This window comes from Streptomyces sp. NPDC015220 (assembly GCF_043079345.1).
In the GTDB taxonomy this organism is placed as follows: Bacteria; Actinomycetota; Actinomycetes; order Streptomycetales; family Streptomycetaceae; genus Streptomyces.
The window spans coordinates 111,073-133,049 of sequence record NZ_JBIBUK010000024.1; the positions used below are offsets into that span (position 1 = coordinate 111,073).

Annotated in this window: 20 protein-coding genes; 15 read left to right on the top strand and 5 right to left on the bottom strand. The window is 72.5% G+C overall.

The features are described from left to right. Window positions 1-7: 7 nt before the first annotated feature. Window positions 8-1,717, bottom strand: a complete 1,710-nt coding sequence (locus ACF061_RS32625) for a tetratricopeptide repeat protein (protein ID WP_392270610.1) — start codon at window positions 1,715-1,717, stop codon at window positions 8-10. 126 nt (window positions 1,718-1,843) lie between these two features. On the opposite strand from ACF061_RS32625, the gene ACF061_RS32630 reads away from it, so the two are divergent. The 3 genes from ACF061_RS32630 to ACF061_RS32640 all read left to right on the top strand — a co-directional run bounded on the left by ACF061_RS32630 (window position 1,844) and on the right by ACF061_RS32640 (window position 6,135). Further along, window positions 1,844-3,250, top strand: a complete 1,407-nt coding sequence (locus ACF061_RS32630) for an FAD-binding oxidoreductase (RefSeq protein WP_392270611.1) — start codon at window positions 1,844-1,846, stop codon at window positions 3,248-3,250. Between the two features lie 187 nt (window positions 3,251-3,437). Then, window positions 3,438-5,303 (top strand): RDD family protein, encoded by a 1,866-nt coding sequence (locus ACF061_RS32635; protein ID WP_392270612.1) that lies wholly within the window; start codon window positions 3,438-3,440, stop codon window positions 5,301-5,303. Window positions 5,304-5,388: 85 nt separating this feature from the next. Continuing rightward, window positions 5,389-6,135 carry an RDD family protein gene (locus tag ACF061_RS32640; protein WP_392270613.1) on the top strand — a complete coding sequence of 249 codons (747 nt, stop codon included), beginning with the start codon at window positions 5,389-5,391 and terminating at the stop codon, window positions 6,133-6,135. Between the two features lie 88 nt (window positions 6,136-6,223). Here ACF061_RS32640 and ACF061_RS32645 read toward each other — a convergent pair whose 3' ends face one another. Beyond that, window positions 6,224-6,559 (bottom strand): hypothetical protein, encoded by a 336-nt coding sequence (locus tag ACF061_RS32645; protein WP_392270614.1) that lies wholly within the window; start codon window positions 6,557-6,559, stop codon window positions 6,224-6,226. Window positions 6,560-7,086: 527 nt separating this feature from the next. On the opposite strand from ACF061_RS32645, the gene ACF061_RS32650 reads away from it, so the two are divergent. Then, window positions 7,087-9,432, top strand: a complete 2,346-nt coding sequence (locus ACF061_RS32650) for an immune inhibitor A domain-containing protein (RefSeq protein ID WP_392270615.1) — start codon at window positions 7,087-7,089, stop codon at window positions 9,430-9,432. Between the two features lie 120 nt (window positions 9,433-9,552). After that, on the top strand, window positions 9,553-9,897 hold the full coding sequence (locus tag ACF061_RS32655) for a hypothetical protein (protein WP_392270616.1): 345 nt from the start codon (window positions 9,553-9,555) through the stop codon (window positions 9,895-9,897). 58 nt (window positions 9,898-9,955) lie between these two features. Here the strand turns inward: ACF061_RS32655 and ACF061_RS32660 are convergent, their stop codons facing one another. Together ACF061_RS32660 and ACF061_RS32665 are read right to left on the bottom strand one after the other, a co-directional pair. Continuing rightward, window positions 9,956-10,543, bottom strand: a complete 588-nt coding sequence (locus ACF061_RS32660; RefSeq protein WP_392270617.1) for a nicotinamidase — start codon at window positions 10,541-10,543, stop codon at window positions 9,956-9,958. A gap of 79 nt (window positions 10,544-10,622) precedes the next feature. Continuing rightward, entirely contained in the window at window positions 10,623-11,969 is a 1,347-nt protein-coding gene (locus tag ACF061_RS32665; protein WP_392270618.1) for a nicotinate phosphoribosyltransferase, read from the bottom strand. 225 nt (window positions 11,970-12,194) lie between these two features. On the opposite strand from ACF061_RS32665, the gene clpS reads away from it, so the two are divergent. From clpS to ACF061_RS32710, 9 genes are all read left to right on the top strand, one after another. After that, complete coding sequence (gene clpS / locus ACF061_RS32670) at window positions 12,195-12,512, top strand: ATP-dependent Clp protease adapter ClpS (protein ID WP_360972419.1); 318 nt, start codon at window positions 12,195-12,197, stop codon at window positions 12,510-12,512. Window positions 12,513-12,552: 40 nt separating this feature from the next. Then, window positions 12,553-13,158, top strand: coding sequence for a DUF2017 domain-containing protein (locus ACF061_RS32675; RefSeq protein ID WP_392270619.1), 606 nt, complete (start codon window positions 12,553-12,555; stop codon window positions 13,156-13,158). 329 nt (window positions 13,159-13,487) lie between these two features. Then, complete coding sequence (locus tag ACF061_RS32680) at window positions 13,488-14,909, top strand: amino acid permease (protein WP_392270620.1); 1,422 nt, start codon at window positions 13,488-13,490, stop codon at window positions 14,907-14,909. A gap of 135 nt (window positions 14,910-15,044) precedes the next feature. Continuing rightward, complete coding sequence (locus ACF061_RS32685; protein WP_360972413.1) at window positions 15,045-15,467, top strand: M67 family metallopeptidase; 423 nt, start codon at window positions 15,045-15,047, stop codon at window positions 15,465-15,467. A gap of 90 nt (window positions 15,468-15,557) precedes the next feature. Next, the gene (locus tag ACF061_RS32690) at window positions 15,558-15,653 is read left to right on the top strand and encodes a putative leader peptide (RefSeq protein WP_392270621.1); all 96 of its coding nucleotides are present in this window, start codon (window positions 15,558-15,560) and stop codon (window positions 15,651-15,653) included. A 123-nt stretch (window positions 15,654-15,776) separates the two neighbouring features. Next, window positions 15,777-16,055, top strand: a complete 279-nt coding sequence (locus ACF061_RS32695) for a MoaD/ThiS family protein (protein WP_392270622.1) — start codon at window positions 15,777-15,779, stop codon at window positions 16,053-16,055. 17 nt (window positions 16,056-16,072) lie between these two features. Further along, window positions 16,073-17,023 (top strand): PLP-dependent cysteine synthase family protein, encoded by a 951-nt coding sequence (locus tag ACF061_RS32700; RefSeq protein WP_392270623.1) that lies wholly within the window; start codon window positions 16,073-16,075, stop codon window positions 17,021-17,023. Between the two features lie 549 nt (window positions 17,024-17,572). Next, complete coding sequence (locus ACF061_RS32705; protein ID WP_392270624.1) at window positions 17,573-19,645, top strand: putative Ig domain-containing protein; 2,073 nt, start codon at window positions 17,573-17,575, stop codon at window positions 19,643-19,645. 153 nt (window positions 19,646-19,798) lie between these two features. Then, a complete protein-coding gene (locus ACF061_RS32710; RefSeq protein WP_392270625.1) occupies window positions 19,799-20,335 on the top strand; it encodes a hypothetical protein in 537 nt (178 codons plus the stop codon). A 62-nt stretch (window positions 20,336-20,397) separates the two neighbouring features. On the opposite strand, the gene ACF061_RS32715 is transcribed toward ACF061_RS32710, so the two are convergent. Continuing rightward, on the bottom strand, window positions 20,398-20,853 hold the full coding sequence (locus ACF061_RS32715; RefSeq protein ID WP_392270626.1) for a type II toxin-antitoxin system PemK/MazF family toxin: 456 nt from the start codon (window positions 20,851-20,853) through the stop codon (window positions 20,398-20,400). A gap of 212 nt (window positions 20,854-21,065) precedes the next feature. On the opposite strand from ACF061_RS32715, the gene ACF061_RS32720 reads away from it, so the two are divergent. Beyond that, complete coding sequence (locus ACF061_RS32720; protein WP_392270627.1) at window positions 21,066-21,818, top strand: MBL fold metallo-hydrolase; 753 nt, start codon at window positions 21,066-21,068, stop codon at window positions 21,816-21,818. Window positions 21,819-21,977 lie beyond the last annotated feature (159 nt).

The following is a 21,977-nucleotide window of genomic DNA, read 5'->3' on the forward strand; positions in this document are numbered from 1 at the left end:
CACGGGCTCAGCGGGGGCTCCGCGTGCCGGCCGGCCCCGGTGCGCGGGCCCCGGAGCCGCCGACGCCGGTCCGGGCCGCGGAGCCGCCCGCCGGCCCCCCGGCCGTGCCGCCACGCCCTGGCGCGCCGGGGCCGGCCGGCACGCGGCCCGAGGGCGCCCGGGGCGGCCCGCCCGCGGGTGGCCCGCCCACCGGCGGACGGGCCGCCCCACCGCCGGCCGGTGGCACGGGCGCCACCTGAGCGGCCACCGGTTGCGCGGGCGGCTCCGCCTCCGTCTCCACCTCCTCCGGCGCGTCGTCCATCGACGGCTCGGCCAGTTCGTCCAGCGCCCGTCTCGCCCGCGGCGCCCACAGCGGGGAGAAGGCGGGATTGGTGCGCAGCGCCAGCTCCAGGTGGCGCCGCGCGACGCCGGTCTCGTCCAGGCTCTGCTCGATCACGCCCCGGTGGTACGCGTACAGCGCGTCGCGCACCCCGCCGCCCTTCGCCCCGTCCGTCGCCGTCGTGGCGAACCTCAGCGCCTCCTGGTCCTCGCCGGCCCGGTGCAGCGCCCAGCCCAGGGCGTCGGCCACCGCGATCCCGGCCTGCCGCCGCCACTCCGAGCGCAGCCGTCGCACCGCCGACCGCGCGTCGCCGTGGTCCGCCTCCAGCCGCCCGAGCACCAGTTCGCCGTCGACCCCGGCCGCCGCGTCCTGCCGGACCCGCGCCCGCACCAGCCCGTACTGCTCCGCCGCCTCGCCCAGCCGCCCCAGCGACTCGTACAACTCGCCCAGTTCCAGCAGGACCTCGGGGCGCGGACGGCTGCCGAGCGCCTGCCGGTAGGCGGCCCGCGCCTCCTCCGTGCGCCCGAGCGAGGCGAGCGTGCGGGCCCGCCCGGCCGCCGCGTCCCGCTGGTCCGGGTCCAGCCGCAGCGCCGCCTCGAAGTGCCGCAGCGCGTCGTCCAGGTCCCCGCGCTGCCAGGCGATCCGCCCGGCCCGCTCCAGATAGGCGGCCCGCTCGGCGGGCGCGGTCGCGGCCGCCGCCGCGTCCGAGAGCTGGGCCGCCGCGTCCTCGCGCCAGCCGCGGTCCCAGTAGACCGCGGCGGCCCGCGCCCGGACGGCGGGGGAGCGGCGCAGCTTCAGCAGCCCGTCGAGGGTGCGCCGGGCGGCCCGGTAGTCGCCGAGCCCGTCGTAGGCGTCGATCAGCAGCGGATACGTCGTCCACCGCTTCGGCTCCAGCTTCAGCGCCGCCTCGCCCCGGGAACGCGCCGTACGGAAGTCACGCCGCTGGTCGGCCAGCGCGGCCAGCCCGTCCAGCGCGTCCGTGTTGCCCTCCGGGCGCAGCCGCAGCGACGTCCGCAGGGCACGGTCGGCCTTCGGGAAGTCCGCCGCGTCGGCCGTGCGCCGGCCCCGCTCGACGTAGGCGGCCCCGAGCACCGCCCACGTCCGCGCGTCCCCGGGGCGCCCGCGCAGCAGCCGTTCCCGGTCGGCGATCAGCTCGGCCAGGCCGGGCAGCGAGGCAGGCGTCCCGGCCGTCACCGCGCCCAGCGCCCCCGCCGCCCCGGGCGCCGAGGGCGCCGGCGGCTTCTCCGCGCGCCGCGGGTCCGGCGTCAGCAGGGACACCGTGCCCAGCCCGCAGACCGCCGCCACGAGCAGCCCGGCGAACACCCGGAGCACCGGGCGCGAGCGGCGCCCGGGTGCGGTCATCAGGGACGTGGCCGGGCTCCGCGGACGCTTCTCCATGGCGCCCACTGTGCGCCGGCGTCCGCCGCCGCACCGCCCGCGACCCGGCGGCCCGGACCGCCGCCACCCGACAGGCCCTGGGGCACGTGCCGTGGGGTTCACACCGATGGCCGCGAGTGCGACGCTGTGATCATGAGCCGCATCCAAGCCGCACCCGACGAAGCCCAGGGCAACCTCAGCGACCGGCTCCTCGCGGGCCTGCCGGCCGAGGCGGTCCTCCTCGACCCCGACGTCACCGCCGCCTACGCCAACGACATGGCGAGCTTCTGCCCGTCCGGCGTCCCCGCCGTCGTCGTCCTGCCGCGCACGGTGGAACAGGTCCAGCACGTCATGCGGGTCGCCACCGAACTGCGCGTCCCCGTCGTCCCGCAGGGCGCCCGCACCGGCCTGTCCGGCGCGGCCAACGCCACCGAGGGCTGCATCGTCCTCTCCCTGACGAAGATGGACCGGATCCTGGAGATCAACCCGGTCGACCGCGTCGCGGTGGTAGAGCCGGGCGTCGTCAACGCCACGCTCTCCCGCGCCGTGGGCGAACACGGCCTGTACTACCCGCCGGACCCCTCCAGCTGGGAGACGTGCACCATCGGCGGCAACATCGGCACCGCCTCCGGCGGACTGTGCTGCGTGAAGTACGGGGTCACCGCCGAGTACGTCCTCGGCCTGGACGTCGTGCTCGCCGACGGCCGCCTGATGTCCACCGGCCGCCGCACCGCCAAGGGCGTCGCCGGGTACGACCTGACCCGGCTGTTCGTCGGCTCCGAGGGCTCGCTCGGCATCGTCGTACGGGCCGTGCTGGCGCTCAAGCCGCAGCCGCCGCGGCAGCTCGTGCTGGCCGCCGAGTTCGCCTCGGCGGCCGACGCCTGCGACGCGGTGTGCCGGATCATGGCCGGCGGCCATGTGCCCTCGCTGCTCGAACTCATGGACAGGACGACCGTGAAGGCCGTCAACGACCTCGCCCACATGGGCCTGCCCGAGTCCACCGAGGCCCTGCTGCTCGCCGCCTTCGACACCCCCGACCCCGCCGCCGACCTCGCCGCCGTCGGCGCGCTGTGCGAGGCGGCCGGCGCCACCCAGGTCGTCCCCGCCGACGACGTCGCCGAGTCCGAGATGCTGCTCCAGGCCCGCCGGCTGGCACTGGTCGCGCTGGAGGCGGCCAAGGGCACGACGATGATCGACGACGTGTGCGTGCCCCGTTCCCGGCTCGGCGAGATGCTCGAAGGCGTCGAGCGGATCGCCGAGAAGTACCGGCTCACGATCGGCCTCTGCGCACACGCCGGCGACGGCAACACGCACCCCACCGTCTGCTTCGACGCGCAGGACCCCGACGAGTCCCGGCGCGCCCGCGAGTCCTTCGACGAGATCATGGCCCTCGGTCTGCGGCTCGGCGGCACGATCACCGGCGAGCACGGCGTGGGAGTGCTGAAGAAGGAGTGGCTGGCGCGCGAACTCGGCCCGGTGGGGGTCGAGATGCAGCGGGCGGTCAAGCAGGTCTTCGACCCGCTCGGCATCCTCAACCCCGGCAAGCTGTTCTGATTACGCCGGACGGCGGAATTTTGCCACCCGCTTCCGCGGGCGCCCGGGTGCTTCCGCCGATGTGAAGCACGTGCACGAGGTTGACCGGAAGGAGTGGGTCCGGCCGGACCGGCCGTGCCGGGTGCGCGGGTCTGATAGATGTGGAGGCCCCCAAGACGGCCCCCGAGCAGATAGTGGGACGACGGACATGAGCGCCCCAACCCCGGCACCAGGTGACGACAGGCCCCGCGAGGGGTACTACCCGGACCCGTCCATCCCCGGCTACGTCCGGTACTGGAACGGTGCCGCCTGGGTGCCGGGCACCAGCCGCCCGGCACCGGCCGACGGCGAGCCGCTCAGCCCGCCGCCCGGGGCGCGCCCCGCGCAGGCCGCCGCCCCCGCGCTCGAGGAGACCGGCCCGCACTTCTTCGACGAGGACCCGGTCGGCGAGCCGGGACCGGGCGGGGCCGCGGCGCACGACGTCCCCTCCGAACCGGCGGTGTGGGGCGCCGACCCGGCCCGCCAGTCGGGTTTCGCCGGCGACCCGGACCACCGTGTCTCCTGGGGCGCCCAGGCGGCGGCCGACCCCCGGCTGCCGCAGGCCGACGGCCCGGACGGCCGGGCGACGGCCGCACCCGCCGATCAGGGGCAGGGCCAGGGCCAGGCGCAGGGGCGGTTCCACGGCCCGGAGCACGGCCAGATGCAGGGGCAGGGGCAGTTCCACGGCCCGGAACAGGGTGCCGGGCAGGGGCCGTCGCAGGGCCCGGATCAGAGCCCGGGACAGGTGCCCGCCGAGTCCGACGGCACGTTCGTGTTCCGCCGCCCGACGGCCGCGGACGGACCGGGAGAGCCGGGGAACCCGCCCGCGCCCGGCATTCCGGGTCCGGGCGGCCCACGCGCCGACGAGGGCACCATGACCTTCCGCCCGGTCCCGGGCCCGGCCCGGCGCGGCGGCCCCGGGGGAGCCCCGGGGACGGCATCGGTGCCCGCGCAGGGATCGCCCCTGCGGACGGGGCCCGTGCCGCACGACCCGGCCGGCGGACCCGACCCGGCCGGTGCCCCGGGCTACGGAGCCGGGAAGGCCGCCGCCGCGCGCGCGTCGGCCGCGCATACGCACGGTCAGCCCCCGGCACAGGTTCCGGGACAGGCACAGGGCCAGCCCCCCGGCCAGATGCCGTCACAGGCACAGGGCCAGCCCCCCAGCCAGATGCCGGCCCAGGCACAGGGCCAACCCCCTGGTCAGATGCCGGCACAGGCGCAGGGTCAGGTACCGGGACAGGGGCCGGCGCACGGCACGGCCGGGCATCCGGGGCAGGGCCACGCGCCGGGGCAGGCGGCCCCCGCCGCCGGGCCGGCCGCGGCCCGCTCCGCGCCGCCCGACGCCGGTCCCCAGGTCCCCGCCTCGGCGCTGCCCCAGCAGTCCGGCGCGCCCCAGCCCCTCCCCACGCCCGTGACCAGCGGGGCCGGCGGCGGGCAGGCCTCCTGGGCGCAGCAGGTGCACCAGCTCGCGGGGGCGGGGGAGGACCAGCCCGTCGTGCCCTGGAAGCCGCCGGTCGAGGACCTGTTCCAGGCGGCGGCCCGCCGGCAGGCGGAGGCCCGGCCCGCCGGACTCGGCAGGCGGCTGGCGGCCCGGCTGGTCGACTCGGTCGTCCTCGCGGGCGTCACCGCCGTGGCCGCCGTACCGCTCGGCACGAAGGTGATCGACCACGTCGACGGGAAGATCGACGCGGCGAAGCTGTCCGGCCGCACGGTCACCGTCTGGCTGCTGGACGGCACGACGGCGACGTACCTCGGCGGCGTCCTCGCCGTCCTGCTGGTCTTCGGCGCCCTCTACGAAGCCCTGCCCACCGCCAAGTGGGGCCGCACCCTGGGCAAGAAGCTGTGCGGCCTCCAGGTGCGGGACATCGAGGGCCACGAACCGCCGTCCCTCGGCGCGGCCCTGCGCCGCTGGCTCGTCTACAGCGTGCCCGGGCTCCTCGGCGTCGGCCTCCTGGGCGTCCTGTGGTGCCTGTTCGACCGGCCCTGGCGCCAGTGCTGGCACGACAAGGCGGCGCACACCTTCGTGGCCGGCTGACCGGGAGGGCGCGGGCGCACGCCCGGGTCATCCGTACGGGCGCTCGCCGGATGCGAGCCGGACGGGTTCGAGATCAACTCGGCCCATGAGCACCGAACCGCCCCCCGGCTCCGAACCGCCCCCCGGCTCCGGGCCCCCGCCCCACGGCGACCGGCCCCCGCCCTCCGGCGGCGGGCCGTACGGCGGCGACCCGTACGGCGGCGACCCGTACGGCGGTGGCGGCGCGGGCGGCGGCCCGCACGGCGGCTCAGGTCCCTACGGCGGGACAGGCCCGTACGGGGGCGGCCCGTACGGCGGTGGCCCCCAGGGCGGCGGCCCGTACGGTGGCGGAGGTCCTTACGGCGGCGGTCCGTTCCCCGAGGACCCGCTGGCCGGCATGCCCCCGCTCGCGGACAGCGGCAGGCGCACCCTCGCCCGGATCATCGACCTGATCCTGGTCGGCATCGTCACCTGGCTGATCACCTGGGCCGTGCACGTCAACGAGTACGCGATGAACGCCGACCAGGTCGAGGTCGGCAAGTCCATCGGGCAGTCGGCGGTCGGCCTGGTGCTCTACATCGCCTACGACACCTTCATGATCGCCGGCTCGGGGCAGACCCTGGGCAAGAAGTGGCTGGGCATGCGCGTGGCCGACCTGGCCGACGGCTCCACCCCGTCCGTCCCGACCGCGCTGGCGCGCGCCGCGGTGCTCTGGATCCCGTTCTGGTTCTGCTGCGCCTGCTTCTGGCTGGCGATCTGCGGGGGTTGGAGCTTCTTCGACCGGCCCTACAAGCAGGGCCTGCACGACAAGGCGGCCAAGACGGTGGTGGTCAGCACCGGCCGCACCGCCTGAGCCGCGGCACGGACGCGGGCACGCACGGACCACGGACGCGCGCGCACGAAGGGGCGCCGGAGAGCGGCTCCGGTCCCTCGAACGGGAGTCAGGAACCCGATGTCCGGCGCCGGCCCGGCTGCACGCCCGCCGGGACGGTCTCCCGCCGCTCGGGCGCCCGCTGCCGTCCGGCGCTCACCGTGGCTCTCGCCGTCGCGGTGGTCGCCTCCGGGTGGGTGGCGGGCGCGGTGTCCGCGGGCGCCGCCTCGCGCGCTCCCGGCAGGGGCACCGTCATGGCGATCAGGAGCCCCAGGGCGAGCGCGGCCAGGGCGATGACGGTGATTCCCAGACCCGAACTCGTCTGCGACAGCAGCAGCATGGCGAGCGTCGACAGGATCACGGTGCAGGAACCGTAGGCGAGCTGTGCGGCGGTCGGACGAGGCATGGCAATCGTGTCCTCGGAAGATTTCGGGGGTGCGACGGGGTGACGGCCTGGCTTTCCGTCGATTCCGGGCGTTCCGCCAAGCGACTCTATTCGCCTGGATGCCCGAGGGGAACGCCTGGTAAGCGTGACCTAACCCACGGTGCCGGTGCACGGGGGGCGCACGGATTCACGTCGTCCACCCAGTGGACGGGTCCACGCGCCCGCCCACCGACCGGCCCGGGCCGCGGACAGGTCATGCTCCGGCCGCCGAGTCGCCGAGCCGCCGAGCCGCCGAGCCGCCGAGCCGCCGAGCCGCCGACCGTTCACCGGGCGCTCACGGGCCGGTGAGCCGCGGACCACCGGACGTCCGTAAAACGGACACCCGCTCCGCATAGTGCACTTGAACTGTCCAAGTCAAGGTCTGTCTTTTCTCATAAACCTCTAGTCAAATGTCGTCACTTGACTAAACGCGTTGATCGCGCGCGGACCTTCGCATGCTCTCATCCCCCCTTCCGCGCGTATGGGCACGCGTCAGGGGAGGACATCAAGTGACGAGCAGAACCTGGACGTTCAGAACGGCCGCGATCGGTGTCGCGCTCGCGGCGGCCACCGCCACGTTCTCGACGTTCGCCGTCGCGGAGGCCGCCACGACGGCCGACTCCGCCTCCGCGAACCGGCACGACCCGACGTCGGTGCAGCAGAAGCACGACCTCGACGGCCCGCTGAGCAAGACTCAGGACGCCCAGCGCCAGGAGGCGCTGAGCCAGGTCATCGAGGGCAAGTCCAAGGTCCAGGACCGCGACGGCTCCAAGGTCGTCAAGCTCCAGGGCAAGAAGGGCGACAGCAAGTACGTCGAGCTGGGCCGCGAGAAGACCGACAAGATCTTCACCATCCTGGTCGAGTTCGGCGACAAGACGGACCCCAAGTACGGCGGCTCGGCGGGCCCGCTGCACAACCAGATAGCCGCGCCGGACCGGTCGAAGGACAACTCGACGGCCTGGCAGAAGGACTACGACCAGAAGCACTTCCAGGACCTGTACTTCGGCACCGGCAAGAACACCGAGTCGGTCAAGAAGTACTACGAGACCCAGTCCTCGGGCCGCTACTCGGTCGACGGCGAGGTCTCCGACTGGGTCAAGGTCCCGTACAACGAGGCCCGTTACGGCAACAACGCCTGCGGATCCACCAACTGCCCGAGCGTGTGGAACGTCGTCAGCGACGGCGTCGGCGCCTGGGTCGCCCAGCAGAAGGCGGCCGGCAAGTCCGACGCCGACATCAAGGCGGACCTGGCCAAGTACGACCAGTGGGACCGCTACGACTACGACGGCGACGGCGACTTCAACGAGCCCGACGGCTACATCGACCACTTCCAGATCGTGCACGCCGGCGAGGACGAGTCCGCGGGCGGCGGTGTCCAGGGCACCGACGCGATCTGGGCGCACCGCTGGTACGCCTTCGGCACCGACGCCGGCGCCACCGGCCCCCAGAACAACAAGCTGGGCGGCACGCAGATCGGCGACAGCGGCATCTGGATCGGCGACTACACGATCCAGCCGGAGAACGGCGGACTCGGCGTCTACGCGCACGAGTACGGCCACGACCTCGGCCTGCCGGACGAGTACGACACCGCGGGCGGCGAGAACTCCACCGGCTTCTGGACGCTGATGTCCTCCGGTTCCTGGCTCGGCCGCGGCGAGGACGCCATCGGCGACCTGCCCGGCGACATGAACGCCTGGGACAAGCTGCAGCTCGGCTGGCTGAACTACGACACCGCCAAGGCCGGCGTGAAGTCCTGGCACAAGCTGGGCGTGTCCGAGTACAACACCAAGTACCGTCAGGCCGCGGTGGTCTCCCTGCCCGACAAGGCGGTCACCACCAGCGTCGTCGCCCCGGCCCAGGGCGCCACCCAGTGGTGGAGCGGCAGCGCCAACGACCTGAAGAACACCCTGACCCGGTCCGTGGACCTCACCGGCAAGAAGTCGGCCACCCTCACGCTCGACGGCTGGTACGACATCGAGGCCAACTACGACTACCTCTACACCGAGGTCTCCACCGACGGCGGCGCCAACTGGACCGCCGTGGACGGCACCGTGGACGGGCAGCCGATCCCGCGTGACGCCAGCGACGCCCCGGCCCTGACCGGCTCGGTCGACGCCTACAAGAAGCTGTCGTACTCCCTCGACGCCTACGCGGGCAAGAAGATCCAGCTCCGCTTCCGCTACCAGACGGACGGCGGCGTGGCGCTCAAGGGCTTCGCGGCCGACGAGATCACGCTGACCGCCGACGGCTCGGCGCTCTTCTCCGACGACACCGAGAGCGCCGACCCGGCCTGGACCGCGAACGGCTTCTCCCGCATCGGCGGGTCCTTCACCAAGGACTACAAGCAGTACTACATCGCCGAGAACCGTCAGTACGTCTCGTACGACACCACGCTGCAGACCGGCCCGTACAACTTCGGCTCGGCCAAGCGCCCCGACTGGGTGGAGCACTACCCGTACCAGAACGGCCTGCTGATCTGGAAGTGGGACACCTCCCAGGTGGACAACAACACCGGCACGCACCCGGGCGCCGGTCTGATCCTCCCGATCGACTCGCACCCGACCGTGCTGAAGTGGACCGACGGCACCCTGATGCGCAACCGCGTCCAGGCCTACGACTCGCCGTTCAGCACGTTCCGCACCGACGGCATCACCCTGCACAAGGCGGACGTCGCGGTGAAGATCAAGTCGTCGAAGGGGGTGCCGGTCTTCAACGACCACACCAGCACCTACTACGACCCCTCCAACCCGGCCGGCGGTGTCAAGATCACTGACACCAACACCCGGATCGAGATCACCAAGGAGGCCCACGACGGCTCCACGATCGAGTTCGAGGTCGGCCGCGCGGTGAAGTAGTCACCAAAAGCGCAGGTAAAAAGCGTATCGGCGGCAACCCCTGGCGGGTTGCCGCCGATCGTGTTTAGGTGCCTGCTGTGACTCTCTTATTGACACCGACCGGAACGGGGAAGTGACCGCATGGCCGCAGGAGGTTTCTGCAAACTGCCGAACGGCAGGGTCGTGGTGGCCCTGAACCTGCCCGGCGCCGGCCCCGACGGCATCGGCGGTGTCCGTGTCCTCGTCCACGCCCACAACCGGGCCCGCGCCCTGACCCGGCTGCGCAACCTCGGCCTGCGCGCGGTCTACCTGCGGGGCAACTCCGCCCCGCCCACCCCGGACGAGGTCACCGCGGTCCTGCACCACCCCGACGGCCTGATATGGCGCACCTCCACGGACGACGCCGTCGGCGCGCCGTCCGGCCCCCCGCAGCTGTGGCAGCCGATCAGGGCCCTGCTGCGCCGCCGCACCCCCGCCCCGGCGTAGCGGAGACTCGGGGCGCCCGAAGCCGGGGCCCACCTGCCCGGCCCGGACGGCAGGCCCGCTAGGCGACGACCGGCTTGCCGGTGAGTTCGACGCCGGCCCGGCGCAGTTCCTCCAGGGCCTGTTCGGTGGTCCGCGCGGCCACCCCGGCGGTGAGTTCCAGCAGCACCTGGGTGCGGAACCCCTCCCGGGCGGCGTCCAGGGCGGTGGCGCGCACGCAGTGGTCGGTGGCGATCCCCACCACGTCCACCTCGTCGATCTCCCTGGCCCGCAGCCAGTCCGCCAGGGACACGCCGTTCTCGTCGAAGCCCTCGAAACCGCTGTACGCCGCCGCGTAGGCGCCCTTGTCGAAGACGGCGTCGATCGCGCCGGAGGCGACGGCGGGGGCGAAGTTGGGGTGGAAACCCACTCCCTCCGTGCCCGCCACGCAGTGCGCGGGCCAGGAGCGGACGTAGTCCGGGTCGTCCGCGAAGTGCCCGCCGGGCGCGATGTGGTGGTCGCGGGTGGCCACCACGTGCCGGTAACCGGCCGGCGCCTGACCGATCAGCTCGGTGATCGCGGCGGCGACGTCGGCGCCGCCGGTCACCGCGAGGCTGCCTCCCTCGCAGAAGTCGTTCTGCACATCGACGACGATCAGGGCGCGGCGCATGGTGGGTGTCCTTCGGCTGTGGGTCAGTGGGCGGCGGTGGCTCTCGGCGGGCTCGGCGGGGTGGAAGCGGGCACCCGCTTTAGTTACCCGAGCGCTCGGTGGCGTACTCCGTCGGGAGGACGGGTTCCCCGCGCGAGAGCTGGGTCGCCGACAGCGGCAGGTTGGCGCGGGCCGCCGCGTGCCGGTCCCGTACGACGTCCAGCGGCTCGCGGCCGACGACCTCGCCGCCCTCGACGAGCCGGACCAGCAGCTGCCGGTCCGCCAGCTCGGCGGGGACCGGGCCGGTGCCGACCACCTCGGTCTCCGCGATGCCGTGCGCGTCCAGCCGGCGCGCGGCCCACTTGCGGCCGCCGATGGAGGTCTTGCCGCCGGTGGACTTCTTCGCCACCGGCACCAGCGGCGCCTTGGGGTCGGCGGACTCGGCGCGCGCGACCAGCTTGTAGACCATCGAGCAGGTCGGGTGGCCGGACCCGGTGACCAGCTGGGTGCCGACGCCGTACGCGTCCACCGGAGCAGCCGCGAGCGAGGCGATGGCGTACTCGTCGAGGTCCGAGGTCACGACGATCTTCGTGTCGTGGGCGCCCAGCTCGTCCAGCTGCTGCCGCACCCGGTGCGCGACCAGCAGCAGGTCGCCGGAGTCGATGCGCACGGCGCCCAGCTCCGGCCCGGCGACCTCGACGGCGGTGCGGACGGCCGCGGCGACGTCGTAGGTGTCCACCAGCAGTGTGGTGTCCCGGCCGAGCGAGTCGACCTGGGCCTGGAAGGCGTCCCGCTCGTGGTCGTGCAGCAGGGTGAAGGCGTGGGCGGAGGTGCCGACGGTGGGGATGTTGTAGCGGAAGCCGGCCGCCAGGTCGGAGGTCGAGGCGAAACCGCCGACGTAGGCGGCGCGGGAGGCGGCGACCGCGGCCAGCTCATGGGTGCGGCGGGCGCCCATCTCGATCAGCGGGCGGTCGCCGGCGGCCGAGGACATCCGGGAGGCGGCGGCCGCGATGGCCGAGTCGTGGTTGAGGATCGACAGGATCACGGTCTCCAGCAGCACGCACTCGCCGAACGACCCCTCCACCCGCATGATCGGCGAGCCCGGGAAGTAGACCTCGCCCTCGGGGTAGCCCCAGACGTCCCCGCCGAACCGGTAGTCGGCGAGCCACTGGAGGGTCGGCTCGTCGACGACCCGCCGCTCGCGCAGGTAGCCGAGCACGGCGGGGTCGAAACGGAAGTTCTCCACCGCGTCCAGCACCCGCCCGGTGCCGGCCACGACGCCGTAGCGGCGCCCGTGCGGCAGCCTGCGGGTGAACACCTCGAAGACGCTGCGCCGCTCGGCCGTCCCGGCCTTCAGGGCGGCCTGCAGCATGGTCAGCTCGTAGTGATCGGTGAAGAGCGCCGTCGAGGGAACATCCACCGGCAGCCCAAGGTCCGCTACGCCCACCAAACTCTCCTAGCTGTGAATCTCCGGCGCCCGACGCGTGGGCCGGGGGTCCGGGGGTCGGTCCCCGGTGTGTGCGGCACGACGAGGAATCGTACTCTCATTTCGTCAGTCTGACGATTTCGGTTCCCGCTGATCCGGCGTCGCCGCAGGTCGTCGCGGTCGCCGGGGCCCCTCGCGGGCCCGCCGCGCCGCTCGTTTGTGCTCCTACCCCCCTGTAGTGGCAGCATGGGCCATGTGACGGCAGCCGCACCCATCGAGATCGAGAAGACAGAGCCGGCGGAGGAGGTCTTCGCCGTACCCGAGCCCGACGTCCCCTGGGTGACGATCGTCCACAACGACCCCGTCAACCTCATGAGCTATGTGACGTATGTCTTCCAGACGTACTTCGGCTACTCCAAGGACAAGGCCACCAAGCTCATGCTCGACGTCCACCACAAGGGCCGGGCGGTCGTCTCCAGCGGCAGCCGCGAGGAGATGGAACGGGACGTGCAGGCCATGCACGGCTACGGTCTGTGGGCCACCCTCCAGCAGGACCGCAAGTAGCCCGGAAGTCAGCCCGGACCGGAAGTAGCGAACTCCCTCCATGCCAGGACACTTCGAACCGCTCCCCGGCGGCGGCGCGGCCGTCGCCCTCGACGAGGTCGAGATCTCCATCATCCGCTCGCTGGCCGTGCAGCTCCTGGAGCTGATCGGTCCCGGCCCCGCGGCGGACGCCCCGGCCGACCCGCTCGCCGAGCTGTTCGCCGAGGGCCCGAGCGAGCCGCCCTCCGACCCGGTGCTGAAGCGGCTCTTCCCGGACGCCTACAGCGACCCGGAGCAGGCCCCGGCCAGTGCCGAGGAGGCCGCCGAGCGGCGTGAGCACTCCGCCGAGTTCCGCCGCTACACCGAGAACGACCTCAGGGCCGGCAAGCGCGAGAACGCCCTCGCGGTGATCCGCTCGCTCGACGAGCTGTCCGCCGGCGCCGGGGAGGCGGCCGTCCTGAAGCTGGCGCCGGACGACTCCAGGCGCTGGCTCGGCGCCCTCAACGACCTGCGCCTGGCCATCGCCTCCCGGCTGGACATCATCGGCGAGGACGACGCCGACGACCTCTACCGCCTGCCCGACGAGGACCCGCGCAAGCCGATGGTGATGGCGTACCTGTGGCTGGGCGGGCTCCAGGAGACCCTGGTCTCCACTCTCCTGCCCTGAATCCTCCCGGTCCGCGCGGATTCCGTGTTCGCTCAGAGGACGCTCAAATCCGGATAACGATCGCGTCACTCTCGACACTTCGTATGCCCCTCTAGGGCACGACTTGTCCGGTTCTTCCTGTGTCGTGGGACACAGTGGGCACCTGCGATCAGCGGCCCGGGCGTGGTACATCTTCACGACCGCCCGGCGAACACCACCCATGTTCGGCCGGGTGCGCCACCGAGCCGGCGACCGCCGGCCAGGCACCACTCCATTTCATCCGGGGGGATCGAGACCCGATCCGAGGCCGACGCGAGGCCCGGGTCGGCATGGAGAAAGGCGCACCACCCATGACCTCAGCGCAGGTCGAGAAAGAACGCGGCGGCGAAGAGGCCGCGCACGGCGGCGAGGGGTATCAGCGCGGGCTCGGAGCCCGGCAGATCCAGATGATCGCCATCGGCGGTGCCATCGGCACCGGCCTGTTCCTCGGAGCGGGCAAGGGCATCTCCAAGGCCGGACCCAGCCTGATCCTGGCGTACGCCGTCGCCGGTTTCGTCATCTTCCTCATCATGCGGGCGCTCGGCGAACTGCTGATGTACCGCCCGGTCTCCGGATCGTTCTCCGAGTACGCGCGGGAGTTCATCGGCCCCTTCGCGGGCTTCGTGACCGGCTGGACGTACTGGCTGTTCTGGGTGGTCACCGGCATCACCGAGGTCACCGCCGCGGCCGCCTACATGACGTACTGGTTCGACATCCCCCAGTGGGTGTCGGCCCTGATCTTCACGGTCGTGCTCTACGGCGCCAACCTGATCTCCGTGAAGCTCTTCGGTGAGCTGGAGTTCTGGTTCTCCATGGTCAAGGTCACCGCGATCATCGGCATGATCCTGATCTGCGTGGGCGTTCTGACGGTCGGCTTCTCGGACGCCGGCGACACCGCGTCCATGGCGCACCTGTGGAACGAAGGCGGGTTCTTCCCGCACGGCGTCGGCAACACCCTGATGACCCTCCAGATGGTCATGTTCGCCTTCCTCGCCGTCGAGCTGGTCGGTGTGACCGCGGGCGAGTCCAAGGACCCCAAGACCGTGCTGCCCCGGGCGATCAACACCGTGCCGTGGCGCATCGCCGTCTTCTACGTCGGCGCGCTGATCATGATCCTCTCGGTCGTGCCGTGGACGAACTTCCACGCGGGCGCGAGCCCGTTCGTGGTCGCCTTCGAGAAGATGGGCCTGCCGGCCGGCGCCGGCATCGTGAACTTCGTGGTGCTCACCGCCGCCCTGTCCTCCTGCAACTCGGGCATGTACTCCACCGGCCGCATGCTGCGCGACCTCGCGCTCAACGGGCAGGGCCCGCGGTTCTTCACCAGGCTGACCCGCAGCGGCACCCCGCTCATCGGGACGACGTTCTCCGCGGCGCTGATGCTGGTGGGCGTCTGGATCAACTACCAGTGGCCGGGCAAGGCGTTCGACTACGTGGTGTCCTTCGCGACCATCTCCGGCATGTGGGCCTGGATCGTCATCCTGGTCTGCCAGATCCGCTACCGGGCCAAGTCCGACCGCGGCGAGCTGCCCAAGTCGGAGTTCCGCGCCCCCGGCGCCCCGGTCGCCAGCTGGTTCGCGCTCGCCTTCATCGGCATGGTGATCGTGCTGATGGGCATCGACAAGGACGCCCGGGTCTCGCTGTACTGCGCGCCGCTGTGGGCCCTGGTCCTCGGCGTCGCCTACGTGGTGCTCAAGCGCCGCGACCCGGAGGCGGCCGCCTTCAACAGGCGCTGACCTCCGCGGACCGGACGTCCGGCGGGAGCGGACACTCGTGGGATCCGCCCCAGCCGCCGCTCAGGGCGTCCGTCATATGGGCCGTTCCGTACCAGTCCCCGGTACGGAACGGCCCTTCTGCTTATCCTGTGCCCCATGCTGACCATCACCCAGTCGCTCTACGACCAGATCGTCGCCCACGCCCGTGCGGACCACCCCGACGAGGCGTGCGGAGTGGTCGCGGGACCCGTGGGCGCCGGCCGCCCCGAGCGGTTCATCCCGATGCTGAACGCGGCCCGCTCGCCCACCTTCTACGAGTTCGACTCGCAGGACCTGCTCAAGCTCTACCGCGAGATGGACGACCGCGACGAGGAGCCGGTGATCATCTACCACTCCCACACCGCGACCGAGGCCCACCCCTCCCGCACCGACATCTCCTACGCCAACGAGCCCGGCGCCCACTACGTCCTGGTGTCGACCGCGGACACCGACGGCGCGGGCGAGTTCCAGTTCCGCTCGTTCCGCATCGTGGAGGGCGAGGTCACGGAGGAGGAGGTCAAGGTCGTGGAGGCGTACTGACCCGCTAGCGGTCTCGCACCGTGGACGGAAACCGTCCGAGGGGCGAGATCACACTCCAGGAGCAGGACCGGGAATCGATACGATGAGCCCATGGTTCTCCACGACGTGAGCGACGAGATCCCGGGCATGCTGCTCGTGGCGCGGCTGCACGTCGACCTGTGCAGGTTGAACAGCGCCATCTGTTGACGTTCCCTGCCGCCGTACGGCCGTGAGCCGCGGCGCTCCCCCCGAGCCGAAAGCCTCGGGGAACCCTCGCGCCCCCCGAACCGACGACACCGCCCTGAACCTTCCCGACAGGAGCCCGCAACCATGGCCATCGAGGTCCGCATCCCGACCATCCTCCGCACCTACACCGACGGGCAGAAGGCGGTGGAAGGCAACGGGGAGACCCTCGCCGAGCTCTTCGCCGACCTCGAGGCCCGGCACCCGGGCGTCCAGGCCCGCATCGTGGACGGCGACCAGCTCCGCCGCTTCGTCAACGTCTACCTGAACGACGAGGACGTCCGCTTCCTGGACGGCATCAACACCAAGCTCGCCGACGGCGACAACGTGACGATCCTGCCGGCCGTCGCCGGCGGCATGCGCTGATCGGCCGCTGACCAGCGATGCGCTACGACTCCCCGCTGGCCGCGGTGGGCAACACCCCCCTGGTGCGCCTGCCGCGGCTCTCGCCGTCCGCCGACGTCCGCATCTGGGCGAAGCTGGAGGACCGCAACCCGACCGGCTCGGTCAAGGACCGCCCCGCCCTGCACATGATCGAGCAGGCGGAGAAGGACGGCCGGCTCACGCCGGGCTGCACCATCCTCGAACCCACCTCCGGCAACACCGGCATCTCACTCGCCATGGCGGCCAAGCTCAAGGGCTACCGCATGGTGTGCGTGATGCCCGAGAACACCTCCCAGGAGCGCCGGGACCTGCTCGGCATGTGGGGCGCTCAGATCATCTCCTCGCCGGCCGCGGGCGGCTCCAACACCGCCGTGCGCGTCGCCAAGGAGCTGTCCGCGGAGCATCCGGACTGGGTGATGCTCTACCAGTACGGCAACCCGGACAACGCCGGCGCCCACTACGCCACCACCGGCCCCGAGATCCTGGCGGACCTGCCCTCCGTCACGCACTTCGTCGCGGGCCTCGGCACCACCGGCACGCTGATGGGCGTCGGCCGCTACCTGCGCGAGCACAAGCCGGACGTACGGATCGTCGCCGCCGAGCCGCGCTACGACGACCTGGTCTACGGCCTGCGCAACCTCGACGAGGGCTTCGTCCCCGAGCTCTACGACGCCTCCGTCCTCACCACCCGCTTCTCGGTCGGCTCCGCCGACGCGGTCACCCGCACCCGTGAACTCCTCCAGCAGGAGGGCATCTTCGCGGGCGTCTCGACGGGCGCGGCCCTGCACGCGGCGATCGGCGTCGGCAGGAAGGCGGTGAAGGCGGGGGAGAGCGCGGACATCGTGTTCGTCGTCGCCGACGGCGGCTGGAAGTACCTCTCCACCGGCGTCTACACGGCGGCCACCACGGAAGAGGCCATCGAGACCCTCCAGGGCCAGCTCTGGGCGTGACCCGGGCCGCCGCGGCGACGGCAGGCGGTCGCCGGCCCCCGCCCGGGGCCTGCCTGGGGCCTGCCTGGGCCTTCCGTCCGGATCACGCCGGGCCCGTGGGCCCCGGCACCGCTTTCCCCGGGCTCTTTGAGCAGGCCAGGGGCGTCCGCGCCGCGCCGGCGCCGGCCGTCACGGCCGCGCCGTGACGCCCTCCTCCGCCTCGCCATCCTCCCCCCACCGCCCGAACGGCGCGGGCGGCGCCCCCGGTCACCGGACCCCGCTCCCTGATCCGGCCGATCCGAAAGAAAGGCCCTTAGGGGAGCTAAGCCATTCCTATGGCGGGGCAAAGAATTCGGTCCGGTACTGCCGGTCACGTCCGCGCGGGGCTACGTTCCCCAGCGCACCCTGTCATGTCTCGCTCACATCGGGACGGCCGCGGGGTGTTCGCGGCCGTGCGCCCCGGCGCCCAGTCGCGTTGATGTGTCATGCCCATGACTATGTGTTCGCCGCCGCTGCGCACGTCACGGGCCTGCCCACCAGTACGACCCCACCGATGGAGGCAGCACCCCCATGCGTGATCCACGCCCGAGCAAGCGGCGCCGGAGCCTGCGAAGACTCCTCACGGCCGCGGTACCCGCCCTCGCCCTCACCCTCGCCGGCCTCGTGGCGGCCCCGGCCGCGGGCGCCCACACCGCGTCCAAGACGACCGCCCCCACCACCCGCGTCACCCAGAACAAGAAGGCCCTGACCGACCCCCAGCGGCAGACCTGGCACACCACCGGCAAGGCCGGCCAGAAGGTGCCCACCACACACCTGTGCGCGACCGCCGAACCCGGCCACGCCTCCTGCTTCGCCCAACGGCGCACCGACATCCGGCAGAAGCTCGCCTCCGCGCTCGCCGCCGCCGCGCCCTCCGGCCTCGGCCCGGCCAACCTGCACAGCGCCTACAACCTGCCCTCGACCGGCGGGTCCGGCCTGACCGTCGCCGTCGTCGACGCCTACAACGACCCCAACGCCGAGTCGGACCTGGCCACCTACCGCTCCACCTACGGCCTGTCCGCGTGCACCAAGGCCAACGGCTGCTTCAAGCAGGTCGGCCAGACCGGCTCCACCACCTCGCTGCCCGGCAACGACAGCGGCTGGGCCGGTGAGGAGGCGCTCGACATCGACATGGTCAGCGCCGTCTGCCCCAACTGCGACATCCTCCTGGTGGAAGCCAACTCGGCCACCGACACCGACCTCGGCACCGCCGAGAACGAGGCCGTCGCCCTCGGCGCCAAGTTCGTCTCCAACAGCTGGGGCGGCGACGAGGCGTCCTCCCAGACCACCGAGGACACCCAGTACTTCAAGCACCCGGGCGTCGCGATCACCGTCTCCGCGGGCGACTCCGGCTACGGCGCCGAATACCCGGCGACCTCCCAGTACGTGACCGCCGTCGGCGGCACCGCGCTGACCACCGCCGCCAACGCCCGGGGCTGGAGCGAGTCGGTCTGGAACACCAGCAGCACCGAGGGCACCGGCTCCGGCTGCTCCGCCTACGACCCCAAGCCGAGCTGGCAGACCGACACCGGCTGCGCCAAGCGCATGGAGGCCGACGTCTCCGCGGTCGCCGACCCGGCCACCGGCGTCGCCGTCTACGACACCTACGGCGGCTCCGGCTGGGCGGTCTACGGCGGCACCAGCGCCTCCGCCCCGATCATCGCCGGCGTCTACGCCCTCGCCGGCACCCCGGGCGGCGCCGACTACCCGGCGAAGTACCCGTACACCCACACGAGCAACCTCTACGACGTCACCAGCGGCAGCAACGGCTCCTGCTCGACCTCGTACTTCTGCAAGGCGGCCACCGGCTACGACGGCCCGACCGGCTGGGGCACCCCCAACGGCACCGCCGCCTTCACCTCCGGCACCAGCACCGGCAACACGGTGACCGTCACCAACCCGGGCAACCAGTCCACCGCGACCGGCGGCTCGGTCAGCCTGCAGATCTCCGCCTCGGACAGCGCGGGAGCGGCCCTCACCTACAGCGCGAGCGGCCTGCCGACCGGCCTGTCCGTCAACAGCTCCACCGGCCTGATCACCGGCACCGCCTCCACCGCCGGCACCTACAGCGCCACCGTCACCGCGAAGGACTCCACCGGCGCCTTTGGCTCCGCATCCTTCACCTGGACCGTCGGCACCTCCGGCGGCTCCTGCACCCCGGCACAACTGCTCGGCAACGCCGGCTTCGAGTCGGGCAGCACCACCTGGAGCACCACCAGCGGCGTCATCACCAACGCGAGCGGCGAGGCCGCCCACAGCGGCTCCTACAAGGCCTGGCTCGACGGATACGGCTCCAGCCACACCGACACCCTGTCCCAGTCGGTGACCGTCCCGGCCGGCTGCAAGGCCACCCTCACCTTCTACCTGCACGTCGACACCGCGGAGACCACCACCGGCAGCCAGTACGACAAGCTGACGGTGACCGCCGGGTCCAAGACGCTGGCGACCTACTCCAACCTCAACGCCGGCTCCGGCTACTCCCAGAAGTCCTTCGACCTCTCCTCGCTGGCCGGCTCCACGGTCACGCTGAAGTTCAACGGCGTCGAGGACTCCTCCCTGCAGACCAGCTTCGTCATCGACGACACGGCGCTGACGACCGGCTGATCCACCCCGCACCAGGCCCGAAGGGCCCCGGCCGGCTCACCGGCCGGGGCCCCGGCGTGCGCGGCCGGAGGGATCCTGATGTGCTGGAGAAACGTCACATCGGCATCAGGGCACTGGACACCCGTAACGGGTCGGCAGAAAGGCGGACGCCCCATGCGCCGTACGACGCTCCACCGCACCACCGTCACCGCCACCGCGGCGGCGGCCCTGCTCCTCGCGCTCGCGGGCTGCGGCGGCACCCAGAACGACGGCAAGGGCTCGGCGGGCTCCGTGAGCCCCGCCGGCAGCGGCGCACCGTCCCCCTCGCCGACCGCGCCCACCGACCCGGCCGCCTCGACGCCGGCCCAGCCGTCGCCGAAGCCCCCGTCCGGCTGCGCCCACCAGTCGGAACTCACCGCCGCCGACACCGGCCGCACCGTCTGCCTGTCCGTCGGGGGATACCTGCGCCTCAACCTCGACGGCACCAAGGACCGACCCTGGAGCCCGGTCCGGGCCACCGGCGCCGTCCTCAAGGGCGCCGACGCCGGAATCGTCATCCTGCCCGGCGACGCACTCGCCGCCTACACGGCGGTCGCGCCCGGCACGGCCCGGCTGACCTCCTCCCGTCCGCTGTGCGCGACCGGCCCCGGGAAGGTCTCCTGCAAGGCCGTTCAAGACTGGACGGTCACCGTGCGGGTGACGAAACCATGACCCGCCCGACGCACCCCCGGCGACCGCGGCGGCGGACCAGCCGCCCCCGCCCGCCGCCCGGATCAGCCCGCCAGGTACCGCACCTGGTCCCAGAGCACGGGGTCCACGACCCCCACCCGGCGCCGGAAGTCCCACACCGGAACCTCCCGCACCTCGTCGGTCTCCAGGAAACTGGTCCGCCCCTGCCCGTCCCCCACCGACCCGGGCGGCAGGGGAATCACCCCGGCACGCTCGTCGTGGAACTTGCTGGTTATCTTGGCGACCCGGGCCCGCTTGCCGTGCACCGACAGAACCAGGCACGGCCGGTCCTTCGACCCGGGACCCTCCTCGTAGGGCACGTTGGCCCACCAGATCTCCGCGGGCCGCGGACGCGCTCCGGCCTCCCGGCCCTCCGGACGCCCCGGCGGACGCGTCCGGCGACCCGCGGGCCGACGGCCCCGCCCCCAGCCGTCGACGAGCGTGGCGACGAGCGCCAGCAGGACCACCGCCGCGAGCGCCAGCCACCAGGACGTATCCATAGGGACGACGTTACCGGCGCGCGTCCCCAGGCGCGCGCCCTCTTCCACACCTCATGCGCCCCACGTCCAGCCGAACCGGTGACACCACAGGTGAGTTCGCCCACAACCGCCCTTTCCGAAGGAGCGACCGGCCCTCTCGGCCCGTACGCTCGACGGACCGCACGACCCCCGTCACCTTCTGTATCTTTCCCTTCAGCGGAGGTTTCTTCTCCATGAAGCTCACCGTCGTCGGCTGCTCGGGGTCGTTCCCGTCCGCGGAATCGGCCTGTTCGAGCTACCTCGTAGAGGCCGACGGCTTCCGGCTGCTCCTCGACATGGGCAACGGCGCCCTGGGCGAGCTGCAGCGCCACTGCGGTCTCTACGACCTCGACGCGATCTTCCTGAGCCATCTGCACGCCGACCACTGCATCGACATGTGCGCCTACTTCGTCGCCCGCTACTACCGGTACGACGGCGGCCGCTGCGCCCCCCTCCCGGTGTACGGCCCCGAGGGCACCGAACACCGGCTGACCACCGCCTACGCCGACACCCCCACCGCCTCGTCGATGAGCGAGGTCTTCGACTTCCACACGGTGAAGCCGGGCACGTTCGACATCGGCCCGTTCACCGTGCACACCGAGCGGGTGGCGCACCCCGTCGAGGCGTACGCCATCCGCATCGAGCACGGCGGCAGGACGCTGACGTACTCCGGCGACACCGGTGTGAGCCGGGCGCTGGAGGAACTCGCCCGGGACGCCGACCTGTTCCTGTGCGAGGCCGCCTTCACGGACGGCAAGGAGGCCATCCCCGACCTCCACCTCAACGGCCGCGAGGCCGGCGAGGCCGCCGCCCGCGCGGGCGCCCGCAGCCTGGTCCTCACCCACATCCCCCCGTGGACCGACCCCCAGATCAACCTCGCCGACGCCCGCGCGGTCTACGCGGGTCCGGTGGCACTGGCGGCGCCGGGGGCGACGTACGAGCTCTGACGCCGAGCGGACGCCGTGCCGTCGCCCGTCCGGACGACGACACGACGAGGCCCCCCGGGCATCCCTTGGGTTCTAGGGGTCGTCGCAACACCACTGGGTTTTAGGTGGTGAGTAGATCACGTAGACGCTCGGCTGGGGTATCCCAGCCGAGCGTCTTGC